This is a genomic window from Falsiroseomonas sp. (assembly GCF_041690465.1).
Taxonomy (GTDB): Bacteria; Pseudomonadota; Alphaproteobacteria; order Acetobacterales; family Acetobacteraceae; genus Falsiroseomonas.
Genome location: NZ_JAWLHG010000006.1, coordinates 108,858 through 132,754 on the forward strand (window position 1 = coordinate 108,858; position 23,897 = coordinate 132,754).

26 protein-coding genes are annotated in these 23,897 nt (G+C 70.7%); 7 read left to right on the forward strand and 19 right to left on the reverse strand.

Annotated elements, in window-relative coordinates:
* Positions 1-4: 4 nt before the first annotated feature.
* Genes ACESM1_RS08920 through ACESM1_RS08935 form a run of 4 tightly spaced genes read left to right on the forward strand, consistent with a single transcriptional unit; the run spans position 5 to position 2,965 of the window.
* Complete coding sequence (locus tag ACESM1_RS08920) at positions 5-442, forward strand: carboxymuconolactone decarboxylase family protein (RefSeq protein ID WP_372619356.1); 438 nt, start codon at positions 5-7, stop codon at positions 440-442.
* A gap of 44 nt (positions 443-486) precedes the next feature.
* The gene (locus ACESM1_RS08925) at positions 487-2,025 is read left to right on the forward strand and encodes a GMC oxidoreductase (protein ID WP_372619357.1); all 1,539 of its coding nucleotides are present in this window, start codon (positions 487-489) and stop codon (positions 2,023-2,025) included.
* Complete coding sequence (locus ACESM1_RS08930; protein WP_372619358.1) at positions 2,022-2,420, forward strand: hypothetical protein; 399 nt, start codon at positions 2,022-2,024, stop codon at positions 2,418-2,420. Before ACESM1_RS08925 ends, ACESM1_RS08930 begins: the two co-directional genes overlap by 4 nt.
* Entirely contained in the window at positions 2,420-2,965 is a 546-nt protein-coding gene (locus ACESM1_RS08935; RefSeq protein ID WP_372619359.1) for an ureidoglycolate lyase, read from the forward strand. The genes ACESM1_RS08930 and ACESM1_RS08935 overlap by 1 nt, the downstream gene beginning before the upstream one ends.
* Here the strand turns inward: ACESM1_RS08935 and ACESM1_RS08940 are convergent.
* Entirely contained in the window at positions 2,962-3,816 is an 855-nt protein-coding gene (locus ACESM1_RS08940; protein ID WP_372619361.1) for an alpha/beta fold hydrolase, read from the reverse strand. The genes ACESM1_RS08935 and ACESM1_RS08940 overlap by 4 nt on opposite strands.
* A gap of 17 nt (positions 3,817-3,833) precedes the next feature.
* Between ACESM1_RS08940 and ACESM1_RS08945 the strand changes: the two genes are divergently transcribed.
* Complete coding sequence (locus ACESM1_RS08945) at positions 3,834-4,604, forward strand: acetoacetate decarboxylase family protein (protein WP_372619363.1); 771 nt, start codon at positions 3,834-3,836, stop codon at positions 4,602-4,604.
* Here the strand turns inward: ACESM1_RS08945 and ACESM1_RS08950 are convergent.
* The 5 genes from ACESM1_RS08950 to ACESM1_RS08970 form a co-directional block, all read right to left on the reverse strand.
* Positions 4,601-4,894: a hypothetical protein gene (locus ACESM1_RS08950; RefSeq protein WP_372619364.1), complete on the reverse strand. Its 294-nt coding sequence runs from the start codon at positions 4,892-4,894 to the stop codon at positions 4,601-4,603. The two genes, ACESM1_RS08945 and ACESM1_RS08950, sit on opposite strands and share 4 nt — an antisense overlap.
* Positions 4,891-5,961: a class I SAM-dependent methyltransferase gene (locus tag ACESM1_RS08955; RefSeq protein ID WP_372619366.1), complete on the reverse strand. Its 1,071-nt coding sequence runs from the start codon at positions 5,959-5,961 to the stop codon at positions 4,891-4,893. The genes ACESM1_RS08950 and ACESM1_RS08955 overlap by 4 nt, the downstream gene beginning before the upstream one ends.
* Before the next feature lie 92 nt (positions 5,962-6,053).
* Positions 6,054-6,242, reverse strand: a complete 189-nt coding sequence (locus tag ACESM1_RS08960; protein ID WP_372619367.1) for a bacterioferritin-associated ferredoxin — start codon at positions 6,240-6,242, stop codon at positions 6,054-6,056.
* A 62-nt stretch (positions 6,243-6,304) separates the two neighbouring features.
* Entirely contained in the window at positions 6,305-8,122 is a 1,818-nt protein-coding gene (gene recQ, locus ACESM1_RS08965) for a DNA helicase RecQ (RefSeq protein WP_372619369.1), read from the reverse strand.
* Between the two features lie 77 nt (positions 8,123-8,199).
* Positions 8,200-8,616 carry an OmpA family protein gene (locus ACESM1_RS08970; RefSeq protein WP_372619371.1) on the reverse strand — a complete coding sequence of 139 codons (417 nt, stop codon included), beginning with the start codon at positions 8,614-8,616 and terminating at the stop codon, positions 8,200-8,202.
* Positions 8,617-8,723: 107 nt separating this feature from the next.
* Between ACESM1_RS08970 and ACESM1_RS08975 the strand changes: the two genes are divergently transcribed.
* Complete coding sequence (locus ACESM1_RS08975; protein WP_372619372.1) at positions 8,724-9,770, forward strand: hypothetical protein; 1,047 nt, start codon at positions 8,724-8,726, stop codon at positions 9,768-9,770.
* A gap of 9 nt (positions 9,771-9,779) precedes the next feature.
* On the opposite strand, the gene phoB is transcribed toward ACESM1_RS08975, so the two are convergent.
* The 9 genes from phoB to ACESM1_RS09020 form a co-directional block, all read right to left on the reverse strand.
* The gene (gene phoB / locus ACESM1_RS08980; RefSeq protein ID WP_372619373.1) at positions 9,780-10,493 is read right to left on the reverse strand and encodes a phosphate regulon transcriptional regulator PhoB; all 714 of its coding nucleotides are present in this window, start codon (positions 10,491-10,493) and stop codon (positions 9,780-9,782) included.
* A 26-nt stretch (positions 10,494-10,519) separates the two neighbouring features.
* Complete coding sequence (phoU, locus tag ACESM1_RS08985) at positions 10,520-11,242, reverse strand: phosphate signaling complex protein PhoU (protein ID WP_372619375.1); 723 nt, start codon at positions 11,240-11,242, stop codon at positions 10,520-10,522.
* Between the two features lie 72 nt (positions 11,243-11,314).
* Complete coding sequence (pstB, locus tag ACESM1_RS08990; RefSeq protein ID WP_372619512.1) at positions 11,315-12,100, reverse strand: phosphate ABC transporter ATP-binding protein PstB; 786 nt, start codon at positions 12,098-12,100, stop codon at positions 11,315-11,317.
* A 75-nt stretch (positions 12,101-12,175) separates the two neighbouring features.
* On the reverse strand, positions 12,176-13,078 hold the full coding sequence (pstA, locus tag ACESM1_RS08995) for a phosphate ABC transporter permease PstA (protein WP_372619376.1): 903 nt from the start codon (positions 13,076-13,078) through the stop codon (positions 12,176-12,178).
* A 4-nt stretch (positions 13,079-13,082) separates the two neighbouring features.
* Positions 13,083-14,066: a phosphate ABC transporter permease subunit PstC gene (gene pstC / locus ACESM1_RS09000; protein WP_372619377.1), complete on the reverse strand. Its 984-nt coding sequence runs from the start codon at positions 14,064-14,066 to the stop codon at positions 13,083-13,085.
* A gap of 91 nt (positions 14,067-14,157) precedes the next feature.
* Positions 14,158-15,222, reverse strand: a complete 1,065-nt coding sequence (gene pstS, locus ACESM1_RS09005; protein WP_372619379.1) for a phosphate ABC transporter substrate-binding protein PstS — start codon at positions 15,220-15,222, stop codon at positions 14,158-14,160.
* A gap of 162 nt (positions 15,223-15,384) precedes the next feature.
* Positions 15,385-15,810: an ATP-binding protein gene (locus ACESM1_RS09010; protein ID WP_372619380.1), complete on the reverse strand. Its 426-nt coding sequence runs from the start codon at positions 15,808-15,810 to the stop codon at positions 15,385-15,387.
* Positions 15,803-16,144, reverse strand: coding sequence for an STAS domain-containing protein (locus ACESM1_RS09015; RefSeq protein ID WP_372619382.1), 342 nt, complete (start codon positions 16,142-16,144; stop codon positions 15,803-15,805). The genes ACESM1_RS09010 and ACESM1_RS09015 overlap by 8 nt, the downstream gene beginning before the upstream one ends.
* A gap of 85 nt (positions 16,145-16,229) precedes the next feature.
* Complete coding sequence (locus ACESM1_RS09020) at positions 16,230-18,176, reverse strand: elongation factor G (RefSeq protein WP_372619384.1); 1,947 nt, start codon at positions 18,174-18,176, stop codon at positions 16,230-16,232.
* Between the two features lie 177 nt (positions 18,177-18,353).
* Here ACESM1_RS09020 and ACESM1_RS09025 point away from each other — a divergent pair, with 177 nt between their 5' ends.
* Positions 18,354-19,262 carry an oxaloacetate decarboxylase gene (locus tag ACESM1_RS09025; protein WP_372619386.1) on the forward strand — a complete coding sequence of 303 codons (909 nt, stop codon included), beginning with the start codon at positions 18,354-18,356 and terminating at the stop codon, positions 19,260-19,262.
* Here the strand turns inward: ACESM1_RS09025 and ACESM1_RS09030 are convergent.
* The 4 genes from ACESM1_RS09030 to ACESM1_RS09045 all read right to left on the reverse strand — a co-directional run bounded on the left by ACESM1_RS09030 (position 19,250) and on the right by ACESM1_RS09045 (position 23,833).
* Positions 19,250-20,143 carry a polysaccharide deacetylase family protein gene (locus ACESM1_RS09030; protein WP_372619388.1) on the reverse strand — a complete coding sequence of 298 codons (894 nt, stop codon included), beginning with the start codon at positions 20,141-20,143 and terminating at the stop codon, positions 19,250-19,252. The two genes, ACESM1_RS09025 and ACESM1_RS09030, sit on opposite strands and share 13 nt — an antisense overlap.
* Positions 20,140-21,048 (reverse strand): polysaccharide deacetylase family protein, encoded by a 909-nt coding sequence (locus tag ACESM1_RS09035; protein ID WP_372619389.1) that lies wholly within the window; start codon positions 21,046-21,048, stop codon positions 20,140-20,142. The genes ACESM1_RS09030 and ACESM1_RS09035 overlap by 4 nt, the downstream gene beginning before the upstream one ends.
* Before the next feature lie 62 nt (positions 21,049-21,110).
* Positions 21,111-22,553 carry an aldo/keto reductase gene (locus ACESM1_RS09040; RefSeq protein WP_372619391.1) on the reverse strand — a complete coding sequence of 481 codons (1,443 nt, stop codon included), beginning with the start codon at positions 22,551-22,553 and terminating at the stop codon, positions 21,111-21,113.
* A complete protein-coding gene (locus tag ACESM1_RS09045; RefSeq protein WP_372619392.1) occupies positions 22,553-23,833 on the reverse strand; it encodes an ABC transporter substrate-binding protein in 1,281 nt (426 codons plus the stop codon). The genes ACESM1_RS09040 and ACESM1_RS09045 overlap by 1 nt, the downstream gene beginning before the upstream one ends.
* Positions 23,834-23,897: the final 64 nt, after the last annotated feature.

Below are 23,897 nucleotides of genomic sequence, written 5' to 3' on the forward strand. Positions count from 1 at the left end.
AGACATGCCCATGACCCCCGAAGGCGAAGCGGAGCTCGCGAAGATCCGCGCGGTGCGGGGCTACACCCTGCCGCTGCACGAGATGCTGGCGGAGTGCAATCCGGAATTCCTCCGCCGCTACGGCGAGCTGGCGAGCCATGTGATCTTCGGCCCGGCGGATGGCCGCGCGCTCGATCTCAAGACGCGTTTCCTGGTCATGGTCGGCATCACCACCGCGGTGAAGGGCGATCGCGAGGGGATCGAGTGGGCCTCCAAGCGCGCCATGCAGTACGGCGCAAGCTTCGAGGAGGTGGTGGAAGCCGCCTTCCTCGCCGGGCTGCCCGCCGGCATGCCCGCCTTCGAGGGCTTCTGCCGCGCAATGCAGGAGATGCGCGAGGGCAAGGGCTGGGTGCCTCAGGGTGACGCTGCGGCCGGCGAGGCGAAGGAAGGCAGCAGGAGCTGAGCACGCATCGCCTGGCGCCGGTCGAGGATGCCGCCTGCGACGCGGTGATCGTCGGTGCCGGCGCCTCCGGCGCGGCGGCGGCGCTGGTGCTGGCCGAGGCGGGGCTGCGTGTCGTCTGCCTGGAGCAGGGCGGCTGGTTGGATCAGCGGGCGGCCCCCTCGCTCGAAGCGGGGTGGGAACGCGCGCTGCAGACGACGTTCCACATCAACCCGAACATTCGTCGGCTGCCTTCCGACTACCCGGTGGTGGAGGCGGACACGCCGATCCATCCGGCGCTCTACACCGGCGTCGGCGGCTCCACGCTGCGCTGGGGCGCGCATTTCCCGCGCATGCGGCCGGCCGATTTCCGCGCCCGGACGCTGGATGGCGTCGGCGAGGACTGGCCGCTGGCCTATCAGGACCTCGAGCCCTTCTACGATCGCGTCGACGAGATCACCGGCGTCGCCGGGCTTCATGGCGACCCCGCCAATCCGCCACGGCAAGCGGCGCGTCAAAGGCCGCTGCCGCTCGGCCCCGGCCCGACACGGCTGGCGGCCGCCTTCGACCGGCTGGGTTGGCACTGGTGGCCCTCCGACGCGGCGGTGCTCACTGAGGCGCGCGCGGCGGACCAGCGCAGCGCCTGCAATCTCTGCGGACCCTGCGGCGTCGGCTGCCCGCTTCATGCGCGCGCCTCGGCTGACACCGCCTGGTGGCCCCGCGCGCTTGCGGCCGGCGCGGAACTTCGCACCCATGCGCGGGTGCTGCGCATCGAGCGGGGACGCGTGCTCTACATGCGCGGTGCCGAGCTTCGCGCGCAGCCGGCGCGCGCCATCGTGCTGGCGGCCAGCGGGCTCGGAACGCCGCGGCTGTTGCTCGCCTCCGGCCTCGGCGGCTGGGCCACGGGGCGTCACCTCATGCACCATCCGACGGCCGTCATCACCGGCCTGTTCGAGGAAAGCCTCGACGGCCACAAGGGCCCCTTCGCCTGCGCGCTCTACAGCCAGGAGTTCATCGAGGACGATCCCGCGCGTGGCTTCCGGCGTGGCTACCAGATGCAGGCGCTGCGCGGCGGCGGGCCGGTGCAGACCGCGCTCGGCGGCTACATGGCCAGGCTGCCCTGGGGGCGAGGCCATCACGCCGCCTTCAAAGCCACGTTCGGCCATTCCGTGAGCCTCACCGTCACCGCCGAGGACCCGCCGGACGCCGAGAACCGCGTTACGCTCGATGCCGCGGTGACGGACAGCGACGGCCTGCCCGCGCCTCGCCTGAGCTACCGCCTGGACGCCAATGCGCGCACCATGCTGGACCACGGCATAGCGCGCGCGACGGAAGCGCTGCGCGAGGCCGGTGCGACGCGCGTGATGGTGAACCCGCTGGTCGCCGCCGCCGGCTTCCACTTCCTCGGCACCACGCGCATGGGCGCGGATCCGCGCAGCAGCGTGGTCGATGATGCCTGCCGGGTGCATGATGCGCCGGAGGTGGTGGTGGTCGATGGCGGCGTCTTCGTCACCGCCGGCGCGGTGAACCCGACGCCGACCATCCAGGCCATCGCACTGCGCGCCGCCACGTTGCTCGCGGCACGGCTGAAGGGAGGGACGGCATGACCACGCCACTTGCCGCGCTGCTCGACACGCTGTTGCCGGGCGATGCGGATTGGCCCGCCGCCGGCACGCTGGAGGGTGTGGTCGAGCAGGTCGCCGCCGATGCCGCGCCAGCGCCGCTGCTCGCCGCCCTGCCCGCCGGCTTTGCCACCGCCGATGCCGAGAGCCGTGAGGCGGCGCTCCGCGCACTTGAAGCCGCCGAACCGGCCGCCTTCGAGCGCCTGGTCGTTGCCGCCTACCTTGCCTACTACACGCATGATCCGGTGCGGGCAGTGCTGGAGCGGCTCACTGGCTACGCGGCGCACCCGCCGCAACCGCTCGGCTACGAACTGCCGCCGTTCGACGAAAGCCTGCTGGAGACGCAGCGCAAGCGCGCACCGTTCTGGAGGGACGCCTGATGCAGACCCGGAGGCTGCGCGCCGAGCCCGCCACCCTCGCCAATATAGCACCCTTCGGCACGCTGCTCTCGCCGATGTCGGATGCGCCGGTGATCCGCAGCGCCTTCTACGGCGACACCGTCGCCATCCGGAAGCCGGGCCGCTTCGTCGGCGACGATACGCTGGAGATCTCGGTCGCCTCGATCGAGGCACGTCCGCTGCGGGTTTCCTGGATGGAGCGGCATTTCCTGCACACCCAGACCTTTTTTCCGCTCGGCGGTAGTGCGTTCGCGATGGTGCTCGCGCCACCCTGCGAAGGCGAGATGCCGGACCTCGACGCTGCGCGCGCGCTGGTGTTCGACGGCTCTGCGGGGCTCATGCTGCACCTCGGCACCTGGCACGAGTTCCCCTTCGCGCTCCGCGGGATCGCGCAGGTCTGCATCCTGATCCGCCGTGACACCGCGCGCGACCTCGCGCATGTGCAGGGCAACGAGGCGCGCGGACCCGATCTCGACAAGAAGGACATCGTGGCGCGCGCCGGCGTGGCGATCGAGCTGGTGGTCTAACCGTCGAGAAACCCGCGCAGGATTGCCGCCGTGGCGGCGCAATCCTCCGGCGTCTCGAGCCCCGGCAGCTCCGCGCGCGCCGCACCCGGCAGCAGCGCATGGGCGCGATCGAGCAGTGGGAAGACCATATCGCTGCGGGTGAAGGCGATGAGGGTCGGCACGTCGAGCTTCGGCACCGCCTCCGCCATGGAATAGCGGAAGGCGGCGCGATAGCTGCGGTGATAGGTCGTCACTGCCTTCGCCACCTCCAGGAACAGTGCGTGCAGCCGCGCCGGGTCTGGCATGTCGCGGACATAGCGGTGCCCGGCGTCGCGCTTGAACCAGGGGAAGAATAGGTGCTGGTCGCGCACGAAATGCCAGGTCCACATCAGGTGCGCGGCGTGCATGTCCGGCACCAGCTCGGGCGCATAGACGCGGAGGATCTCGTCCAGGTCCTCCAGCGTGTAGAGGCCGAAGCCGTCCAGCACCAGCTTGCGCACGAGCCCTGGCCTGGTCAGCGCGATCTCGGTGGCGATCCGCGCCCCGGTATGCGCGCCATAGACATCCGCCTGCGCGATTCCCATCGCGTCCAGCAGCCGGCAGGTGGCATCGGCGAAATAGGCGATGTCGGGCTCTGAGGGCGTGGGCGGACAGCTATCGCCATTGCCGAGCGTGTCGGGCGCCAGCGCCAGCCGGTCCATGCCCATCTCCGCCACCAGGCCTTCCAGCACCAGCGAGGAATAGGGCGAGGGATGCAGCATGACGAAGGGCGTTCCGCCCTGCCCCATCGCGCGCCAATGCACCTGGCCTTCCGCGATCTCCGTGAAGCCGCGCCGCACCATCGCCCTGCCCCCTCGCCGTTCCCGTCGCAACGCGCCTATCCTGCGGCATGACTCGCGCCTTCGCAGCCCCCGTGCATCCCCTCGCCAGCCTCTATGGCCCGCCGCCCTGGCGCTTCGCCGGACGCAGCCTGACGGTGATCGCCGAGTGCGCGCCGGACGCCGTGGCGGCGCTGGTGCCGGCACCGCTGCGGCCGGTCGGCGCGCAGGTGCGCTTCTCCGTGCATGCGCTGCAATGCGACCTCGGCTTCGGCTGGGCATGGGCGCAGGCCAATCCGCATCGCAGCCAGTTCCACGAGGCGGTCGTCGGCATTGCGGTGGAGCATGAGGGCCGCGTCGGCCATTGGGATCCCTTCCTCTGGACGGATGGCGATGCGGAGCTCGCGGTAGGGCGAGAAATGTACGGCTGGCCGCAACGCCTCGGCACCATGGCGCTGACCACGCCGCATCCGTTGCACGGCTTTCGCAACGGCGACCGGGTCGCTGGCCGCGTGGCGCGGCTGACGGAGGCGGTCTTCACCTGCAACGTCACGTTGCAACGTGAAGGCGAGCTCGACGTGCCGCAGCCGCCCTTCGTCGGCTTCTACACCGAACGCGCCCTGCCCGATCCGGCCGCGCGACGCCTGGTACGGGAGCTGTTCTTCTCGACGATGCAGGAGGTGCGCATCGCAGACCTGCGGAGCGGCCCGGCGGAGCTTGCGCTGCACGCGGAGGAACTGCGCGCGCTCGGTCCGCTGCGCGTTCTTGGCGGCAAGGCGCATGCCGTCGCCTGGGTGAAGGATTCGTCCGAGCTGGTTCGGCGCAGCGAGGAACCCTACTAGGGCAGCGCCTCGTTCCGCAGCGGGCCGCGCGGATCGCCGGCTTCTTCCAGGATGCGCAGCAGCCGGCGCAGGCTGGCGTCCAGCCCCGCCTGCGCATCGGCCAGGAAACCGGCATCGCCTGCCAGCGCCTCCACCTGCTCGCGATCCAGCAGGCCGCGTCGTGCCAGCACTTCCTCCAGCGCCATGCGCCGCTGCCGCTCGGCATGCAGCTGCGCGGCGAGTTCGAAGATCAGCCCGGCGAGCCGGTCGGGCTCGACATCGCGCAGGTACTGGTGGTCGGCGCCGCTCATGCCGGTTTCTCCGCCTCCAGCACCGCCCAGGTGAAGTGCCATTCGCGCCGTTCGGGCCAGCGCAGTTCGGGAAGGCGGCCGGCGCCGCGTTCATCGAAGGCGACCCAGCGCGCATTCACGAGCCCGGCCTCGGCGCAGAGCTTCTCCATGTCGGCGGTGATCGAGCCTGGCAGGAAAGGCTCGTTGTTGCGCTCGCCATGCTCGATCATGGAGAGGTCGCGGAAGGCGTCGCCCGTGCGGGTGAAATCGAGGAAGCGCAGCAGGCCGCTGGGCGCCAGCAGCCGCGCCGCCTCGCGCAGCGTCGCTACCAGGGCGGGGCGCGGCATCTCGTGGATCAGCATGGTGCTGGTGACCAGGTCGAAATGCCCGCCGGGCAGGCCGGTCGCCTGGCAGTCCGCCTGGCGGAAGGTGATCGCGAGGCCCTGGGCATTCGCGCGCGCATGCGCCTTGCGCAGGCAGGGCGCGGCGAGGTCCACGCCGACCACCTCGGCATCCGGGAAGGCGCGCTTCAGCGGCCAGGTGGATTTGCCGAAGCCGCAACCGAGGTCGAGGATCGCGCGATAGTCCCGCCGCGGGACCGCGGTCGCGGTGAAGGCGTTGTGGAAGGTGTAGTCGTCGTTCACGCCGAGCATCACCAGCTTGGCGCCGAGCTCGTAGGTCTCGGCGGAGGCATCGTTGCGCCATACGCCGCCCGGCTGGATGTGAATGTCCCAGCCGGTGTACCAGCCGGGCAGCTTCAGCGCGGGATCGAGCACCAGCGTCGCCGGCCCGTCCGCGGCCTCTGGCGCCGGCCGCGGCGGGTGCGCGGCGACCGCATCCTGCACCGCGCGCCACAGCATCTTCTGGCCGTTCCGCTCCAGCCAGGCGAACCAGGGATAGGAAGGCTGCGTCTGCACCACCGGCCGTACCGTCTTCGGCTCCGCCGGCGCCGCCTCGCCGGAGGCTGCGACCGCCGCGTCATATTGCTGGCGCAGCGCAGGGTAGAGCCGGTCCGCCCAGCGCCGCCGAAGGAACAGCGCGAAGTCGAGATGCGCACGTTGCTCCAGGCTCAGCGTGCCGTCCTGCATGATGCCGCCCTCTCCGTCACAGCGTCGCGGAGCCTACAGCAGGAGGGCGTGGCTTGGCGATGCGCGCCGGTCCGCGGCGGCGGTCGCGCGCCTCAGAGCCGCGTCTCGGCCGGGCGATGCGGGGTGGCGCGCAGAAGCGCCAGGATGTCGCGCGTGCACTTGCCGCATTGCGCGCGATGGCCGGCAAGCTCGTAGACCTCCCTCGGACGACGCGCCCCGCAGCACATGGCGCGACGCACCTCCTCGTCGGTGATCCCGTTGCAGAGGCAGATATACTCCACCGGCAGCTTCCCTTCCCGCACAGGAAGGCTAGCGCGACTCCGCGGGAAGTTGCAACTCGTTCTCAATCGCCCAGGATGCGCAACACCGCCGCGCCATAACGTTCCAGCTTGGTGCGGCCGACGCCCGGGATGGCGCCGAGCTGGTCCAGGCTGCGCGGCCGGGCGGCGGCGATCTCGGCCAGCGTGCGGTCCTGGAAGATCACGTAGGCCGGCACCGATTGCGCCTGCGCCTCGCCACGGCGCCATTCGCGCAGCGCCTCGAACAGCCTGTCGCCACCGGGTGCGACGCTTGCCGCGGCGGTGGAGGCGCGCGTGCGGGTGGCGGGCCGGGCGATCTCCTCGCGCAGCAGCACCTTCTCCTCGCCCTTCAGGATGGGGCGGGCGGCATCGGTCGGCACCAGCTCGCCATGGTTTTCCACCGCAACGTCGAGCGCGCCGCGGGCAACCAGTTGCCGTGCTACCGAACGCCAGGCTGTCTCGGAGAACTCCTTGCCGACGCCGAAGGTCGGCAGCCGGTCGTGCGCGAACTGTGCCACCTTCTCTGTCGCCTTGCCCCGCAGCACGTCCACCACATGCGCGACGCCGAAGCGCCGGCCGGTGCGCAGCACGGCGGAAAGCAGCTTCTGCGCCGCCACCGTGCCGTCGAACAGCTTCGGCGGCGCCAGGCAGACATCGCAATTGCCGCAATTCTCGCCCGGCGTGTCCTCCGCGAAGCAGCGCAGGAGCAGCTTGCGGCGGCAGGTCGCGGCCTCGGCGATCGCCACCATCGCCTCCAGCCGCTGCCGCTCGATGCGCTTCTGCTCGGGCGAGGCGGGGCTGTCCTCGATACGGTGGCGTGCCAGGGAGATGTCGCCGGCGCCGTAGAGCAGCAGCGCGCGCGCCGGAAGCCCGTCGCGCCCGGCGCGGCCGATCTCCTGGTACCAGCTCTCGGGCGAGCGCGGCAGGTCGAGATGCGCAACCCAGCGCACATCAGGGCGGTCGATCCCCATGCCGAAGGCGATGGTCGCGCACATCACCACGGCATCCCCGCGGGAGAAGCGACGATGCGCATCCTTCTTCGCCTGCGCGTCCATCCCGGCATGGAACGCAAGCGCATCGTGGCCATCGCCGCGCAGCCACTCGGCGGTGGCCTCGGTGCGCGCACGGCTGCCGCAATAGACGATGCCTGCCCCCGGCTGGCCGGCCTGCTCCTTCAGCAGCGCGCGCAGCTGCGCGCGTTCCTGCTCGCGCGGCGCGGCCTCGATGCGGATGTTCGGCCGGTCGAAGCCGCCTCGGAACACCGGATCGGCGGTGAGGCCGAGCTGGGCGCGGATGTCCTCGACCGTCCGCGGATCGGCGGTGGCGGTCAGCGCCAGCCGCGGCGTGCGCGGAAAGCGCTCCGACAGCACGCCGAGACCGCGATACTCCGGCCGGAAATGATGCCCCCATTGGCTGACGCAATGCGCCTCATCCACCGCGAAGAGCGCCACCGGCAACTGGTCCAGCCTGTTCAGCGTGCCGTCGAGCAGCAGCCGCTCCGGCGAGACGTAGAGCAGCTTGAGCGTGCCGTCATGCAGGTCGGCGAGGACCTTGCGCCCCTCCCCCTCCGGCAGTTCGGAGTGCAGCGCTGCGGCGGCGACGCCCTGCTGGCGCAGTGCCGCGACCTGGTCCTCCATCAGTGCAATCAGTGGCGAGACCACCACCCCCACACCGGGCCGGCACAGCGCCGGCACCTGGTAGCAGAGGGACTTGCCGCCGCCCGTCGGCATCAGCACCAGGCCGGAGCCGCCCTCCGCCACATGCCGCACCACCTCTTCCTGCCGGCCGCGGAAACCGGGATGACCGAACACGCGGGAGAGGACGTGATGCGGGTCGGCGACGAATCGACCATCATAGGGCATGTCGCCGGATGCCACGCCGCGCGCCCGCCGTCAGCCTGGATTGCGAAGGCGGAATCGCCGCTCTGCCACGGGCGGGCTCAAGCCGGCCCGATATGGATCTCCACCCGGCGGCTTTCGAGCGGGATGTCGGCGAAGGCGGCGGCGCCGCGGCCGGCCACCTGGATCCGCGGGCGGGGAATGCCGAACCGCTCCAGTTCGGCCGCGACATGCTCGGCCCGCGCGCGGGAGAGGGCACCGAGTGGTGCATGCACCGGATCCGGCGCGACGAAGCCCAGCACGCGTACCGGCGCCGCCGGATAGCGCTGGGCGATTGCCGCGGCATCCTGGATCACGGCGAGGGCGGCGCCACGCACCGCGACGCTGTCATCCTCGAAAAAGACCACATGCACGGGCTGCGCCGCAAGGCCGCCCTCCGGCGGGCTGTCTGCGGCACAGGCCGCCAGCAAGGCGGTCGGCAAGGCGGCGAACCCGGCAAGGGCGGCGCGACGGCGCATGGATCAGGCTCCCGGAGCATCCTCGGACAGACTCGCCACGCCCCGGAGCGGGCGTCAATCGGGATGGCAGGCACGACCCGTTAACCGTTGTGCGCCAGTTTAGCGACGTGAGCACCGCGCCCGCCCAGCCTGATCCCAGCGGCTTCATGCCGCCCGCCCCGGCCGTACGGCTGCCCGATCCGCGCCGCTTCGACCCGGTGCGCTTCCCCGGGGTGCCGGAGGGCGAGGCCTGGCCGCCGCCACAGTTCGAGTTCGACGCCACCTGGATGCGTGAGCCGGGCCTCGCCTTCGAACGCGCCGCCAGCGGTGGGATCGAGGTGATCCGCGAGTTCGCCCATCTGCGGATGGTGGTGGATATCGAAAGCGCGCACCGCATGTTCGACCTGGCGCCGGGCACGCGCGATTTCCGGCTGCTGCGGCTGGTGCCCGCCGCGCTACGCTGCGTCGAGCGGATCCGGCCCGGCGATCCGATGCCCGCAGCCCTGCTGGAAGACGAGGCCGAAGCGCCGGAGGAGCACCACCTCTACGCCGCCACCGGCGCGCTCATGGAGCGCCTGGCGGCGACCGCCGGCGAGGAGGGCATGGCGCTGGCCGAGGCGATGCGCCGCGTGCCGCCGGGCCCCACCATGTTCGAGACGGCGGTGGCGCAATGCATCACCGAGGGCGGCTTCCAGATGGGCACCATCGCGCCGTTGGCGCGCCGCCTGCAGCGGCTGGCCAATGCCCATGCGCTGGTCCTGGCCGCCGGCGCCGCGCAGCCCGACTACGCCGCGATGGAGCGTATGCTGCGCAAGACACGTGAGGCACTCGGCGCCGACCGGCGCTGGGCCGGTGACCTGCTGACCCGCGCGCTGGAGGCGCTGCTGCCGCAGATCTCCCGCCCCCGTCGCACGGCCGAGGCGCTCCAGGCCCAGGCGATCGCCGCGATGCGCCGGCCACAGCCGCTGGAAGCGCCGACCCGGCTGATCCAGGAACAGGAGCGCTTCCGCGAGCGGCTTGTGGACCTCGCCGTGTTCTGGCGGCGATTGACCGCGGCCTGGCTGACAGTGGACCCCGACACCACGGACCGCCGCGAGATCGAGGCGCTGGCCCGCAACGCGCTGCGCCGCCTGGCGCTGGTGCCGCTCTACCGGATCGAGGAACAGGAGGAGTAGCGGCCCGCCCTACTGCTCCACGTCGAGCGCGTAGCCGGCGGAGCGGACGGTGCGGATCACGTCGGACTCGCCCTCGCCGTTCACCGCCTTGCGCAGCCGGCGGATGTGCACGTCCACGGTGCGCGGCTCGACGTGGATGTCGCGGCCCCAGACGGCATCGAGCAGCTGCTCGCGCGAGAAGACGCGGCCGGGATGCTGCAGGAAGAACTCCAGCAGCCGGTATTCGGTCGGGCCGAGATGCAGCGCGCGGGCGCCGCGCGTGACGCGGTGCGCATCCTGGTCCATGACGATGTCCTGCCACGCCAGCCGCCCCTTCACCGGCACCGCGCCCGAACGGCGCAGCAGCGCGCGGATGCGCGCGAGCAGCGCATCCATGGCGAAGGGCTTGGCGATGTAGTCGTCGGCGCCGGTGTCCAGCGCGCGCACCGCATCCTGGTCCTCGGTGCGGGCGGTGACCATGATGATCGGCAGGTCGCGCGTGGCCGGCCGCCGGCGGATCTGGCGGCAGACCTCGAGGCCCGAGAGCGCAGGCAGCATCCAGTCCAACAGGATCAGGTCGGGCTTGGCCTCGGAGATGCGCATCAGCGCTTCCTGCCCATCCGCCGCCTCCTCGACGCGGAAGCCCTGCTTCTCGAGGTTGTAGCGCAGCAGCGTCAGCAGCGGCGCCTCATCCTCGACGACGAGGATGATGGGCTTGGCGAGGCTCCCGGTGGCGTCCGGCATGGCAGGTCGATCCCTTGCGTCAGGGCTTACTCGGGCGGCCGGACGACGGCGTAGGCGGAGGCGTCGGCCTTCGGCCGTTCGTCCGGCAGGCTGTCGCCGCGCACGGCGTAATGCACGGTCTCGGCGATGTTGGTCGCGTGGTCGCCGATGCGTTCGAGGTTCTTGGCGATGAACAGCAGATGGATCGCCGCGGTGATGTTGCGGGGATCCTCCATCATGTGGGTCAGCATCTCGCGGAAGATGCCGTTGTAGACGTTGTCGATCGGCTCGTCGGCGGCCCAGACGCGCTGCGCCGCCTCGGCATCGTCGTTGACCAGCGCATCGATGGCGAGCTTCAGGTTCTCCTGCACCAGCACCGACATGCGCTGGAAGCCGTTCAGGCTGCCGAGGGGGGGCTGCTGCGCCAGCACGACGCTGCGCTTGGCGCCGTTGCGGGCGTAGTCGCCGATCCGCTCCAGGTCGTGGCTGACCTTCATCGAGGCGATGATGAAGCGCAGGTCGGAGGCCATCGGCTGGCGGGTGGCGAGGATGCGGATGCAGAAGGCCTCGATCTCGCGCTCCAGCTGGTCGAGTGCGGCATCGCGCGCCACGACCTCCGCGGCCAGCGCGGCGTCGCGGCGGACCATCGCGATCGTCGCATCGTGGACCTGGCGCTCGGCCAGCCCGCCCATTCGGGCGACCATGTCGCGCAGCTTGCGGAGCTGGTCGTCGTAGGAGCGGACGATGTGGTCGGGCTGTTCCATCGGCATGGGTCGTCGCCTTTCGTGGGTGCGGCTCGGCTCGGACCTCCGGGCCTGCCGGCCCTCGGTCATCGGACCGCGTCAGCCGAACCGGCCGGTGATGTATTCCTGGGTGCGCTTCTCGCGCGGGGCGGTGAACATCTGGGCGGCCGGCGCAACCTCCACCAGCTCGCCGAGGTAGAAGAACGCCACCTGGTCGGCGCAGCGTGCAGCCTGCTGCATGTTGTGGGTGACGATGCAGATGGTGAAGTCGCGCTTCAGCTCGTCAATCAGCTCCTCGATCTTGAGCGTGCTGATCGGGTCGAGCGCCGAGGTCGGCTCGTCGAACAGGATCACCTCGGGCCGCACGGCGATGGTGCGGGCGATGCACAGCCGCTGCTGCTGCCCGCCGGAGAGGCCGAGCGCGCTGGTCTGCAGCCGGTCCTTAACCTCGTCCCAGATGGCGGCGCGGGAGAGCGCCCATTCGACGCGGTCATCCATCTGCGACTTCGAGAGCTTCTCGTGCAGGCGCACGCCGAAGGCGATGTTCTCATGGATCGTCATCGGGAAGGGCGTCGGCTTCTGGAACACCATGCCCACCTTGGAGCGCAGCTCGTTCAGGTCCATGTCGGCCGCGATCAGGTTGCGCCCATCCATCAACACCTCACCTTCGGCGCGCTGGCCGGGGTAGAGGCTGTACATGCGGTTCAGCACGCGCAGCAACGTGGATTTGCCGCAGCCGGAAGGGCCGATCATGCCGGTCACCTGCCGGTCCGGCAGCTCCAGGTCGATGCCCTTCAGCGCCTTGTTGGTGCCGTAGTAGAAATCGAGATTGCGCACCGAGATGCGTGAGACGGTGTTGATCACCGCACCCGAGCGCGCCTGCATGCCGCCGAAGGAGGCAGCTTCGCGCGCCGCCTGGTGCTGGTCGGTTGCGGAACTCATCTGGGTGTCCTCTCCACGCTAGCTCTTCCTGCGCAGCAGGAGGCGAGCGACGATATTGATGGCCAGTACGCCGAGGGTGACGAGCAGCGCGCCGGCCCAGGCAATGGCGATCAGATCGGGGAAGCCGGAATTTGCCTGCTGGTAGATCGCGATCGGCAGGCTCGCCATGGCGCTGCCGAGATCGGTTGAGATCACGTTGTTGCCGAAGGAGGTCAGCAGCAGCGGCGCCGTCTCGCCGGCGATGCGCGCCACCGCCAGCAGCACGCCGGTCACGATGCCGGAGAGCGCCGCCTTGTAGCAGACCAGCACGATCATCCGCCATTTCGGGGCGCCGAGCGCGATCACCGCCTCGCGCAGCGTGTTGGGGATCAACTGCAGCATGTCCTCGGTGGTGCGCACCACCACCGGAACGACGATGATCGCGAGCGCCAGCACGCCGGCGAAGCCGGAGAAGCCGCCCATCGGCAGCACCACGAGCTGGTAGATGAACAGGCCGATCAGGATGGACGGCGCCGAAAGCAGGATGTCCGAGACGAAGCGCACGGCATTGCCGAACGCCGAGTTGCGCGCGTACTCCGCCAGATAGGTGCCGACCAGCAACCCGACCGGCGTGCCGATCAGCGTGGCGAGGCCCACATGGATCAGGCTGCCGATGATGGCGTGCAGCAGCCCTCCCTTCTGCAGGGTGTCGTCGCCATAGGTGGTCGGGCGGAACTCATTGCTCAGCACGGTCCAGTCCAACGCACCGAGTCCGCGCCAGAGCAGCGTCGCCAGGATCGACGCAAGGAAGAACAGGCCAACCACGGTCGCCAGCAGGCAAAGCGCGGTGACGAGACGGTCGATCAGCGAGCGACGGCGGCCGAGGGCACGGGCCGCGCCGGCATCCCGCGCCGCGAATTGCTGCAGGGTCGTCACGCTCATCGTCTCAACCCTTCAACCGGGAGCGTAGCAGCCAGCGGCTGGTCGCCAGCACGACAAAGGAGATGAAGAACAGCAGGAAGCCGATAGCGAACAGCGCCGATTGCTGCAGGCTGCCGGCCAGGCTCTCCGGGAACTCCATCGCGATCACCGAGGCGATGGTCGTGGAGGGGTCGAAGATGCTCTGCGGCATCCGGTTGGCGTTGCCGATCACGAAGGTAACGGCCATCGTCTCGCCGAGCGCGCGGCCGAGGCCGAGCATGATGCCGCCGACGACCGATGTGCGCGTGTAGGGGATCACCACGCCCCGCACCACTTCCCAGCGCGTCGCGCCGAGCCCGTAGGCGCTTTCCTTGTAGACCGGCGGCACCTGTTCGAACACGTCGCGCATGGTGGCGGCGATGAAGGGCAGGATCATGATCGCCAGCACCAGGGCCGCGGAAAACAGCGAGGTGCCCGCGAAGGAGTTGCTCTCGAACAGGAAGCCGACAAGCGGGATTGCGGCGAGGTATTCGCCGAAGGCGAGCTGGATGTTCATCTGCACGAACGGCACCAGGACGAACAGGCCCCACATGCCGAAGATGATTGAAGGGATGGCAGCCAGCAGCTCGATCGCGGTGCCGACCGGCCGGCGCAGCCACATCGGCGCGAGTTCGGTCAGGAAATAGGCGATGCCGAAGGCGACCGGGACAGCGAAGATGATGGCCAGCACGGAGCTGACCACGGTGCCGAATATGGAGATGAACGCGCCGAATTCCTCGCGCCCCTCCACCGGATCCCAGTTGGTCGAGAAGATGAAGCCCAGACCGAAATGCTGGAAGGCGGGAAGGCCGGCGACGAACAGCGTCAGGATGATGCCGCCAAGCGTCAGCAGCACGATCAGGCCCGCGCCCTTGCACAGCCACTCGAACAGCGTGTCGCCGAACGCCCCGGCGGTTCGCCGCGCCCTGGCCACCGGCATGGCGCCGGGGTTCGTCGCGATATCGCTCACCCGCTCCGTTCTCCTTCCAGGCGCCGGCCCGCCGGCGCCTGCAGCCACGTGCCCGGACCCCGAAAGGGATCCGGGCCGATCAGGTCCTGCCTCAGCCGTTCCAGACCGCGCTGCCGTCCGGCGCCTTGATCTGCTGGCGCCAGGCAGTGCGAATCAGGTCGTGCGCCGAGTTCGGCAGCGGGATGTATTCCAGCCTGGAGGCGATGTCGCCGCCGTGGCGATACGCCCAGTCGAAGAAGCGCATCGTGTTGCGGCTGGCCTCCACCTTGTCCGCCGGCGGGTTGGTCGGCAGCAGGATGTAGGTTGCGGACGTCATCGGCCAGGCCTTCTCGCCGGCCAGGTCGATGGTGTCGGCAGCGAAGTTCGGCACCGTCCAGTCGGCGGCCGCGGCGGTCGCGTTGAAGGTCTCCGGGATCGGGCGGACGAAGTTGCCCGACTTGTTGCGGAGCTGGGTGGTCGGCATCCGGTTCACCACGGCGTAGGCGTTCTCGATATAGCCGATCGCGCCCGGGGTGTTGCGGATGATGTTCGAGACGCCCTCATTGCCGCGCGCGCCGTTGCCGGCCGGCCAGCGCACGCTGGTGCCTGCACCGGGGCCGTCCTTCCACTCGGACGAGACGCGCGAGAGGTAGGTGGTGAACACCCAGGTCGTGCCCGAGCCATCTGCGCGATAGCTCGGCCCGATCGGCAGGTTGGGGATGCGGATCTCGCGGTTCAGCTCCACGATGCGCGGATCGTTCCAGCGGCGGAGCTTGCCGAGGAAGATGTCCACCACGACTTCCGGCGTCAGCTTCAGCGCATTGTCGGCAACGCCCGGCAGGTTGGCCGAGAGCACCACCGAACCCATCAGCGAGGGGAACTGCAGCAGGCTGCGCTCGGTCAGCTGCTCGGTCGTCAGCGGCGCGTCGGAGGCGCCGAAATCCACCGTGCGGGCGGTGATTTGGTTGATCCCGCCGCCGGAACCGATCGACTGGTAGTTGAGCTGCACGTTGATCGCCTCGCGCGCCGCCTGCGCCCAGCGCTCATAGACCGGGCGGGGGAAGGTGGCGCCGGCACCGGTGATGGTTGCCTCCTGCGCGAGTGCGGGGCGGTGGGCCAGGACGACGGGCGCGGCGAGCGCCGCACCGGTGCCGAGCAGAAGGGTCCGCCTGTTCATTACGTCTTCTCCAGTCGCTGTGTGTGGCCACCCGGTCTCGCCGGGCCGCCCGAAGCGCCCCGGCTTCTAGGCGCCCAGCACGACCTGCCGATTGCAGTTCGATGAAGGTTCGATGACGTCGGTTTGGACCATCGCAGGGAGTTGTCCGGATCGCTTCGGAGGTCAGCCGGCGGAAATCGCCAGCTCGGTGCGATTCCAGCCCTCCGGCAGCCGCCGGTAGCCACGGATCTCCGCCATCCGCCGGACCAGCGGCAGGCCAAGGCCGCCGAGCCGGTCGTCGGCCAGCGAAGGCGGCCCCGGGGGATCGGGCGCGAGTCGCGGGTCGAACGGCTCCGCGGCGTCCTCGAGCAGCAGCAGAACCGTCGCCTGGCGGGCCGCCACCTCCACCCGGATCGGTGGCGGCGGGCCGGCGAAGCGGCCATGCGCCATCAGATTGGCCAGCAGTTCGTCCAGCACGAGGCGGACCTTGTAGCGCACGCCCTCGGCCGCGCCCCTGGCGACGAGGAAGGCCTCGATCCGGTCCAGCGCCGGCGCAAGCCCCTCCCGCGCCAGTGGAATGGCCAGGGAGAGCGTCGGCGCCTCAGGCACCAAGCCGCGCCACGGCCTCCGCTTCGGTCCCGACCATCGGCAGCACCTCCTCGAGGGCCATCGCGGTCAGCACCTCGGCGACCATTGGCCGGGTGCCGAACAGCACCATCCGCCCGCCGCGGCGCGAGATCACCCGCGCCACGGAAAGCAGCAGGCGTATGCCGAGGGAGGAGAGGAACTCCAGCCCACGCATGTCCAACACCGCGCTGCGGCCGGGGGCGACGACCGCGGCGGTGAACTGGGTCTCCACGCCTCCCACCGTGGTCGAATCGAGCCGCCCCACCAGGATCACCTTGCTCGCCGTCGGGCCGAGTTCCTCAATGTCGAAGCGCATCGCCTGTCCTCCGCAACTCGGCCGCGTGACCTACACGCCGGACCGGGACGTCGGCGTGACGATTACGTTGCGGATCGGAATCTGGCTAGCGCCCCCTGCTCTCCGCCAGGTGGTCGAACCGGTGCCGGTATGTGCCGAGACCGAGGGTCTGGCCACGGAGCTCCAGGATAAGGTCGTGCAGCTCGGCCGCCGGGACCATCGCCTCCACCTCGTCCCAGCCGGGGCGATCCGGGCATTCGGCGAAGCCCAGGATCTGGCCGCGCCGGCCGGTCAGCAGACGTTGCGCGGCAGGGGTGAAGGCGGTCGGCACCGTCACCGCAACGTGCTGCACCGGCTCCAGCACCACCGGCTCGGCCTTGGCCATAGCCTCCTGCATCGCCATGCGGGTGGCGGTGGCGAAGGCCATGTCGGAGCTGTCGACGCTGTGGAAGCCGCCATCCACCAGCGTCACCTCGATATCCACCACCGGGTTGCCGAGCGGGCCCTTGCGCGCAGCCTCCTCCGCCGCTTCGCCGCAGGCAGGGATGAATTTGCGCGGAATCGCGCCGCCGACGACCTTGTCCACGAAGCTGAAGCCGGCCCCCCGCGGGCGCGGCGCGACCTCCAGCGTCACATCCGCGAACTGCCCGTGGCCGCCGGTCTGGCGCTTCAGCCGCGCATGCTGGCGCACCTGGCGGCGGATCGTCTCGCGATAGGCCACGCGCGGGCGATGAGTGGCGAGCTTCACCATGGCACCCAGCCGTTCGAGCGCCGCCCGCAGGTGTTGCTCGCCCTGGCCGCGCAGGATGGTCTCGCCGCTTTCGGCCACCTGCTCGACGTTGAGCGAGGGGTCCTCCTCCACCAGCTTCGCCAGCGCGGCGGCCAGCTTCACCTCGTCCTTGCGGTCCTCCGGCTCCAGCGCCAGGGCATAGGTCGGCGCGGGCGGTTCGGGGAAAGGCAGCCTGTCGCCGCCGAGCGTGTCGCCGGTGGCGGCGGCTTCCAGGCGGCCGAGCGCCACCACCTCGCCCGCCACCGCCTCGCCGACCTTGGTCTGCTCGCCGCCGGGGAAGCGCCAGATGCCGCCGACGCGCTGTCCGCCGAGGCCCGCGCCATCCTTCACCGCGCCGCGCCACAGCCGCACGAAGGAGAGCCGGCCGGCATGCCCGGCCTGGACGGTGCGGAACACCTGGGCGAGCGGCTCGCCCTCCGCCGCGATGCCGTGGCGCGCCGCGGTCTCGCCGACCTCCGGCGTGTCGTGGCGCAGCGCCTTCCAAAGCCGGCGCACGCCGGCGGCGTGCTCGGCCGCGCCGAGCAGCACGGCGTCGGCGTGGCCGGCGGCTTCCTCCGCGTGGAGGGGGCGATACAGCGCGGCGGGGTCGGGCGTGCGGTCCTCGACGATCGCTTCGAGCAGCGAATCATCGGCATCGGCGAGCGCTTCGGCCAGCGCGGCGCGGGCTTCCGCCTCGCGGCCGCGCATCGCCTCGGGGAAGGGCGCGGGCTCGGAAGGCTGGCCGTCGCGCCAGCGCCAGGCGCGCTCGCTGATCAGGTCCACGTAGCCGACCACCTTCTCGCCCTCGCGCCAGGGCACCTGGCGCAGCAGCAGGCGGCGGCGCGATTGTTCCTGCAGCGCGGCGACGATGTCGCGCACCTGGCCCCCGAGCGTATCGAGCTTGTTGACGAAGACCATGGCGGGGATGCCCTGCTCCTCCACCATCCGCAGCGCCGGCGCGGCCATGGCAGCGCGCTCGGGGTCGGGGTCCACCACCACCACCGCGATGTCGGCCACCGCGAGCGCGCAGGCCCCGGCATGGGCGAACTCGATGGAGCCGGGGCAGTCGAGCAGGGTCCAGGGATCGTTGAGGAAGCTTACCTGGGCGATCCGTACCTCGGTGCCTGGGACATGGGCGCGGCCGTTGCCGCTACGGCGGTTCGCGTGGCCGGCGACGGCAAGCATGGCGTCGAACAGGGCCGACTTGCCGCTGCCGTAGGGGCCGATCAGGGCCGCGCAGCGTGGCCCATGGGATTGGGTGCCGGGGGTAGAGGCTTCGGGCATGGGGCGCGTTTCCTCCGCGGCCGTCGTGGCGGCCTTCCTTGTTGGACGGCATCCCCGGCCGGGCCGGGGAGCCCGCCTGGCGACGATACCGCAGGCGGCCGCGAGGGCGAGCAAAAACCGCCACCGGTGGCCCCTGCCCCGCCGGCGTGCCAGCATCGGTGCCGGAGGAATGCCCGCATGATCCTGGACCCGCCGCCCGAGGGACCGCTCCCCTCCCCCGCCGCACGGCTGCGCGAGGTGCTGGCGCGGCCCGGCATCGCGGTCGTGCCGGGCTGCCATGACGCGCTCGGCGCAAGGCTGATCGCGCGGGCCGGATTCCCGGCGACCTTCCTGAGTGGCTATGCGGTGAGCGCGGCACGGCTCGGCCTGCCGGATGCAGGGCTGGTCTCCTATCGGGAGATGCTGGATGCCGGGCGCGAAGTCTGCGCCGCCACGGCGATACCGGTCATCGGCGATGCCGACACGGGCTTCGGCAGTGCGATCAACGTCCGGCGCACGGTGGCGGGCTACCATCAGGCCGGCTTCGCCTGCGTGATGATCGAGGACCAGGTCTTCCCCAAGCGCTGCGGCTTCGCCCATGGGCTGGAGGTGGCACCCCGCGCCGAGGCCCTCACACGGCTGCGCGCCGCACTGAATGCGCGCGATGCGATCCGCGCGGCGGGCGGGGACCTGATGGTGATCGGCCGCACCGACAGCCGCGCCGCCGTGGGTCTGGAGGAGGCGCTGTGGCGCGCCGAGGCCTTTGCCGACCTGGGCGCCGACATCGTCTATTTCGAGGCGCCGGCCGATACGGCGGAGATGGCGCGGCTGCAGCGCGTGGTGCGTGGCGTGCCGACCATGCTCGCCCAGGTGGAGAAGCCGGGCCGCCCCTTTCTGACGCCGGCGCAGGCCGAGGCGATCGGCTATCGCGTGCTGCTGCTGGGGGTGACGCTGCTGAACGTGGTGATCCGGGCGCAGCAGGAGGCGCTCGCGCTGATCGCGCGCGGGGCGCATCCGGGACCGGACCGCCTGCTGCCCTTCGACGAGCTCTACGAGACGGTCGGCTTCAACGCCTACTACGCAATGGAGAAGCGCTACGCGGAGTGAAGCGCCGCGCGCGCATGCGCCGCCAGCTCGCCCGCCGTCGCGACATGCAACCCCTCGCGTAACGCCAGGTCCAGCAGCGACTCCCGCAGGTAGCGCAGGCGATGCGGCGCGCCGAGCATCCAGGGGTGTATGCCGATGCCGAGCACACGGCCGCCGCGCTTCTCCGCCAGCAGCACGTCGAGTGCGTCCCTCACCAGGCCGGGCCAGCGCGTGACCGGGACGCGGCGCAGCCAGAGCGTCTGCACGTCGTCCCACTCCGCCGGCGGCGGCAGGGCGAGCAGGCCGGAGGCGTGGAGATAGGGCTCGTCGTCGTTCGCCCAGTCGAGCGAATAGGCGAACCCCGACTCGGCCAGAAGCCGCGTGGTGCGCGCGGTGGCGCCGTGGTCCTGGCCGAGCCAACCGGTCGCGCCGGGCCAGATCTTCCCGAGTTCATCGCGCGCGGCTTCGACATGCGCGCGTTCTTCGACCTCGCTCATGCGGGAGGTCACCATGCGGCTGGCGGAAATCCCATGCGCCACCGGCTCGAAGCCGCGGGCGGCGCAGGCGGCGACCAGTTCCGGATGGCGGCGGGCGGCGAGCGTGTTCACCGCGACGCTCGCCGGCAGCTTCAGCGCATCCAGCAGGTCGAGGATCCGCCAGGCGCCGATGCGGTTGCCGTAGTCGCGGTAGGAGTAGGTGTGCCAGTCGGGCGTGCCGGTGAAGAAGGCACCCCGGAAGCGCGGGTCGCGATGCGTGCCTTCGGACGGCGCGATCTCGGTGTGCTCGACATGCAGCAGCAGATAGGCGGCGACGCTCTTGCCGCCCGGCCAGCGGAAATCCGGCCGCAGCGGCTGCGGCGCATAGGGATGGATCGCGTGGTCGGGGCCGCGCGGGAAGCTCATCGGCCGGCTGCGGCGACGGCCGCCTCGTAGTGGTTCGCCAGGTACCAATCCGCCATCTCCGCGCCGGTCGCGAACCACACGCCCTCATGACGGCGCATGTAGCCGAGCAACGCGTCGAGGTGGCGGATGCGGTGCGGCCGGCCGGTGATGTAGGGGTGGAGCGCGACGCACATCACGCGCGGCTGCGCCTCGCCTTCGGCATAAAGCGTGTCGAACATGTCGCGTCCTGCCTGGAGGAAATCCTCGCCCTCCCAGGCACCGGCCGCCATCGTCACCGAATCATTCAGGTCCATCTGGTAGGGCAGCGAGACCAGCCGCCCCGACCGCACGCGCACCGGCGTCGGCTGGTCGTCGTGGTAAAGGTCGCAGATGTAGGAGATGCCCGCCTCCGCCACGAGGTCCGGCGTGCGCAGGGTGTTTGATGCAGCGGGCGAGAACCAGCCGCGCAGCTGCCTGCCCGTCATCCGGCGCCAGGCGTCCACGCTGGCGGCGATCTCGTCGCGCTCTTCCGCCTCCGACAGGCCCCAATGGTAGCGCGTGTTGAACAAGCCGTGGCTGAACACGTCCCAGTCCCGGGACAGCATCGCCTCCAGCACCTCGGGGAACATCTCGCCGACCGCCATGCTGAAGGAGACGCTGCCGCGGATGCCATGCGCATCCACCACCTCCATCATCCGCCAGACACCGGCGCGGTTGCCGTAGTCCTTCAGCGAGTAGGAGAGCACGTCCGGATGCGGCGTCCGGGGCCAGGGGTCGCGCTCGCGGATCGCCGCGGGGAGGAACTCGTAATGCTCGATGTTGGGGCAGACCCAGACGGCCAGCCTTGCCCCGCCCGGCCAGGTCAGCTTCGGCCGGAACGGCAGCGGCGCGTGCAGAAGCCTCGCCTCCGGGTCGATGTGGGGCATATGATTCAGACCTCCGGTGCTCGCAGCCTGCGGCTGCTCCGCCCTGCGGTCATCATATCCCGTCAATCGAGCATTGCCTCCGCTTCGATTTCCACGAGGTAGCCGCCGACCAGCCGGCCGACCTCGACCAGCGTGTTGGCCGGACGCGCTTCCGCAAACACGCGGCCATGGACGCGGCCGACCGTCTCCCAGTCATCCGCGTTGCGCAGCCAGATGCGGGTCTGCACCACGTCGTCCATCGTGCCACCAAGCGCCTCGACCGCCGCGGCGATCTTGTCGAGGATATAGACTGCCTGGCCGCCCGCATCACCCGGACAGACCACGCTGCCATCGGTATGCGTCGCAGTGGTGCCGCTCACCAGGATGCGCTTGCCGCTTCGCACCGCGCGCGAATAGCCGCAGGCACCCTCCCACACGCTGCCGCTGTCCACGCGGAAGCGGCCGGGGCGGAATTCGGTGGCTGCGTAGATCTTCGGCAGGCTTTCCAGGTGGTGGCTGAGATCACCGGCGGCGGTGAGGTAGGGCGGCCTGCGGTACTCGTCGCCGCAATCGCCGGGGATCGGGCGTCCGGCAGCGATGGCGTTGTCGAGCCGCGCGCGATCCTCCGCGTCCAGTGCGAAGGAGAACAGGCGCAGATTGTCCGCGCGGTGCTCGTTCTCGGTCAGCCGCGCACCGACGATCACCGCGCCGACCGCCGGATGCTCCAGCACCCAGCGCGTCGCGACATTGGCGACCGAGACGCCGTGCCGCTTCGCGATCGCCGCCACCTCGCGCATCAGGCGCTGGAACACGCCCCAGCCGCCCATCGCGCCGATGAAGCGGCGGTACTTCATCTTGGACCAGTCGGCGATGTCGGCTTCCGCCGGCTCGTCGCGACCGACCCAGCGCTCGGAGAGGAAGCCGCCGCCGAGCGTACCATAGGCGAGGATCTTCACGCCGTTCGCCAGGCAGAAATCCGACATCGCGCCTGCGGCGCGGCGGTCCAGCAGCGAGAAGGAGATCTGGTTGGTCGCGATCGGCACCCCGTTCCGCACCGCGACGCGCAGATGGTCGGTGTCGAAGTTGGTCACGCCGAGATGCTTCAGCGCACCCTCGTCGCGCATCGCCGCCATCTCGCGCAGCGCATCGAGCCAGGCGGGGTGGCGGAAGCTCCACCAGTGGAACTGCATCAGCTCCGGCACGCTGCCGAGCCGTTCCAGGCTGCGGCCCACGCCCTCGCGCACCGCATCCCGCGTCATCGGGCCGGGCGTCGGCACCCATTTCGTGAAGACCGCCGCGTCTCCGCCCTGGCGGCGGAACAGGCCAACGATGTCCTCGGCGCCGCCGTAATGGTCGGCCATGTCGAAGCTGTCGAAGCCGGCGGCCGCGTATTCAGCCAGCGCCGCGGCGGCCGCGGCGCGGTCGAAGGGGCGCCCATCGCGTTCCTGGTCCGCCACCTGCCAGAGGCCGGTGACGATCCGGCTGCTCTCCAGGCCGGGCGCGAGCAGGATGCGCGGCGGTTTCATCACCGCGGCGGCAGCTGGCGCTGCACGGCCTGCACCTCCTCGGTGGTCATCTGGCCGACCGTGGTGATCTCGCCGTTCCGGATGCGCCACTTGCGGAAGGGGCCGGTGATGTCGCCGTTCTGGTCGAACTCCACCGGGCCGATCACGCCGACATAGCGCACCGCCTGGCCGCCACGGATCAACTCGAGCGCGCGCCGGAAGCCGGTGGGGCCGGCATGCACCATTTCGCCGCCCGCCCCGGTGACCTGGCGGATCGCATCGCGGATCGCCACGGCCTCGAAGCGCCCTGCCTTGGCGACCGCCAGGCCGAGGATCGCCGCGGCGTCGAAGGCGCGATCGGCCGCCGGCGCGCCGGCACCAAAGCCGCCCGACATCGGCGGGTAGGCCCGCGTGAAGAACTCGGTGGAGGCCGTGGTCACGGTGCCGGAGGAGGTGCCGTAGGCGTTGTTGAGGAAGCGCGGGCCGACATCGCGGATGAAATCGGCGCTGTTCATGCCGTCATTCAGCAGGAAGGTCGGCTCGCCGCCCTGCTGGATCCAGGTGCGCGCGATGGTGGTGCCGTCGCCCGGATAGCTGACGAGGTAGAGCGCCGGCGGGTCGCCGGCCAGCGCGCGCGTCACTTCCGGCGCATAGCTCGCCTGGCCCTGATTGTAGGGCGTGGTGGAGGTGATCTCGCCGCCCAGCGCAAGATAGGCGCGGCGGAACTCGTTCACCATGTTCACGCCGAAATCGTTGTTGACGTGGATGATGGCGAGCTTCTTCAGCCCCTGGTCCATCGCGTAGCGCGCCGCGGCGGTGCCCTGCAGCGCGTCGGAGGTGATGGTGCGGAAGAACCAGCCGCCCGTCTGCCCCTCGGCCGCCATGCGCGTGAGCGTCGGCGAGGAGGAGGCCGGCGAGATCTGCACCACGCCGGCCGGGGCGGTGACGCTGGTGACGATCGGGATGGAGACGCTGCTGATGATGCCGCCGATGATCGCCGGCACGCGGCGCAGGTCCACCAGTTGCCGCGCCTGGTCCACCGCGACGCTGCCCTGGGATTGCGCGTCGCGCAGGTCGATCGCCAGGCGCCCGCCTGCGATGCCCTGGGCACCAGCGGCGGCGTTCAGCGCGTTGAACGCCAGTTCGACCGACTTCGCCGCCGCCTGCCCGAACCGCCCCGCCGGTCCGGTGAGGGAGACCACCATGCCGACCGTGTGGGTGGCCCCGGGCGCCTGCGCGAAGGCCGGGCCGGCCAGCGTGCCGAGGCCGGCGCCGAGCGCGATGCGGCGAGTGATCTTCATGCCCTGTTCTCCCGGTCCCGGAGGTGGTTCCGCTGCAATCTCGTCCTGCGGCGAAGCCTTGTAA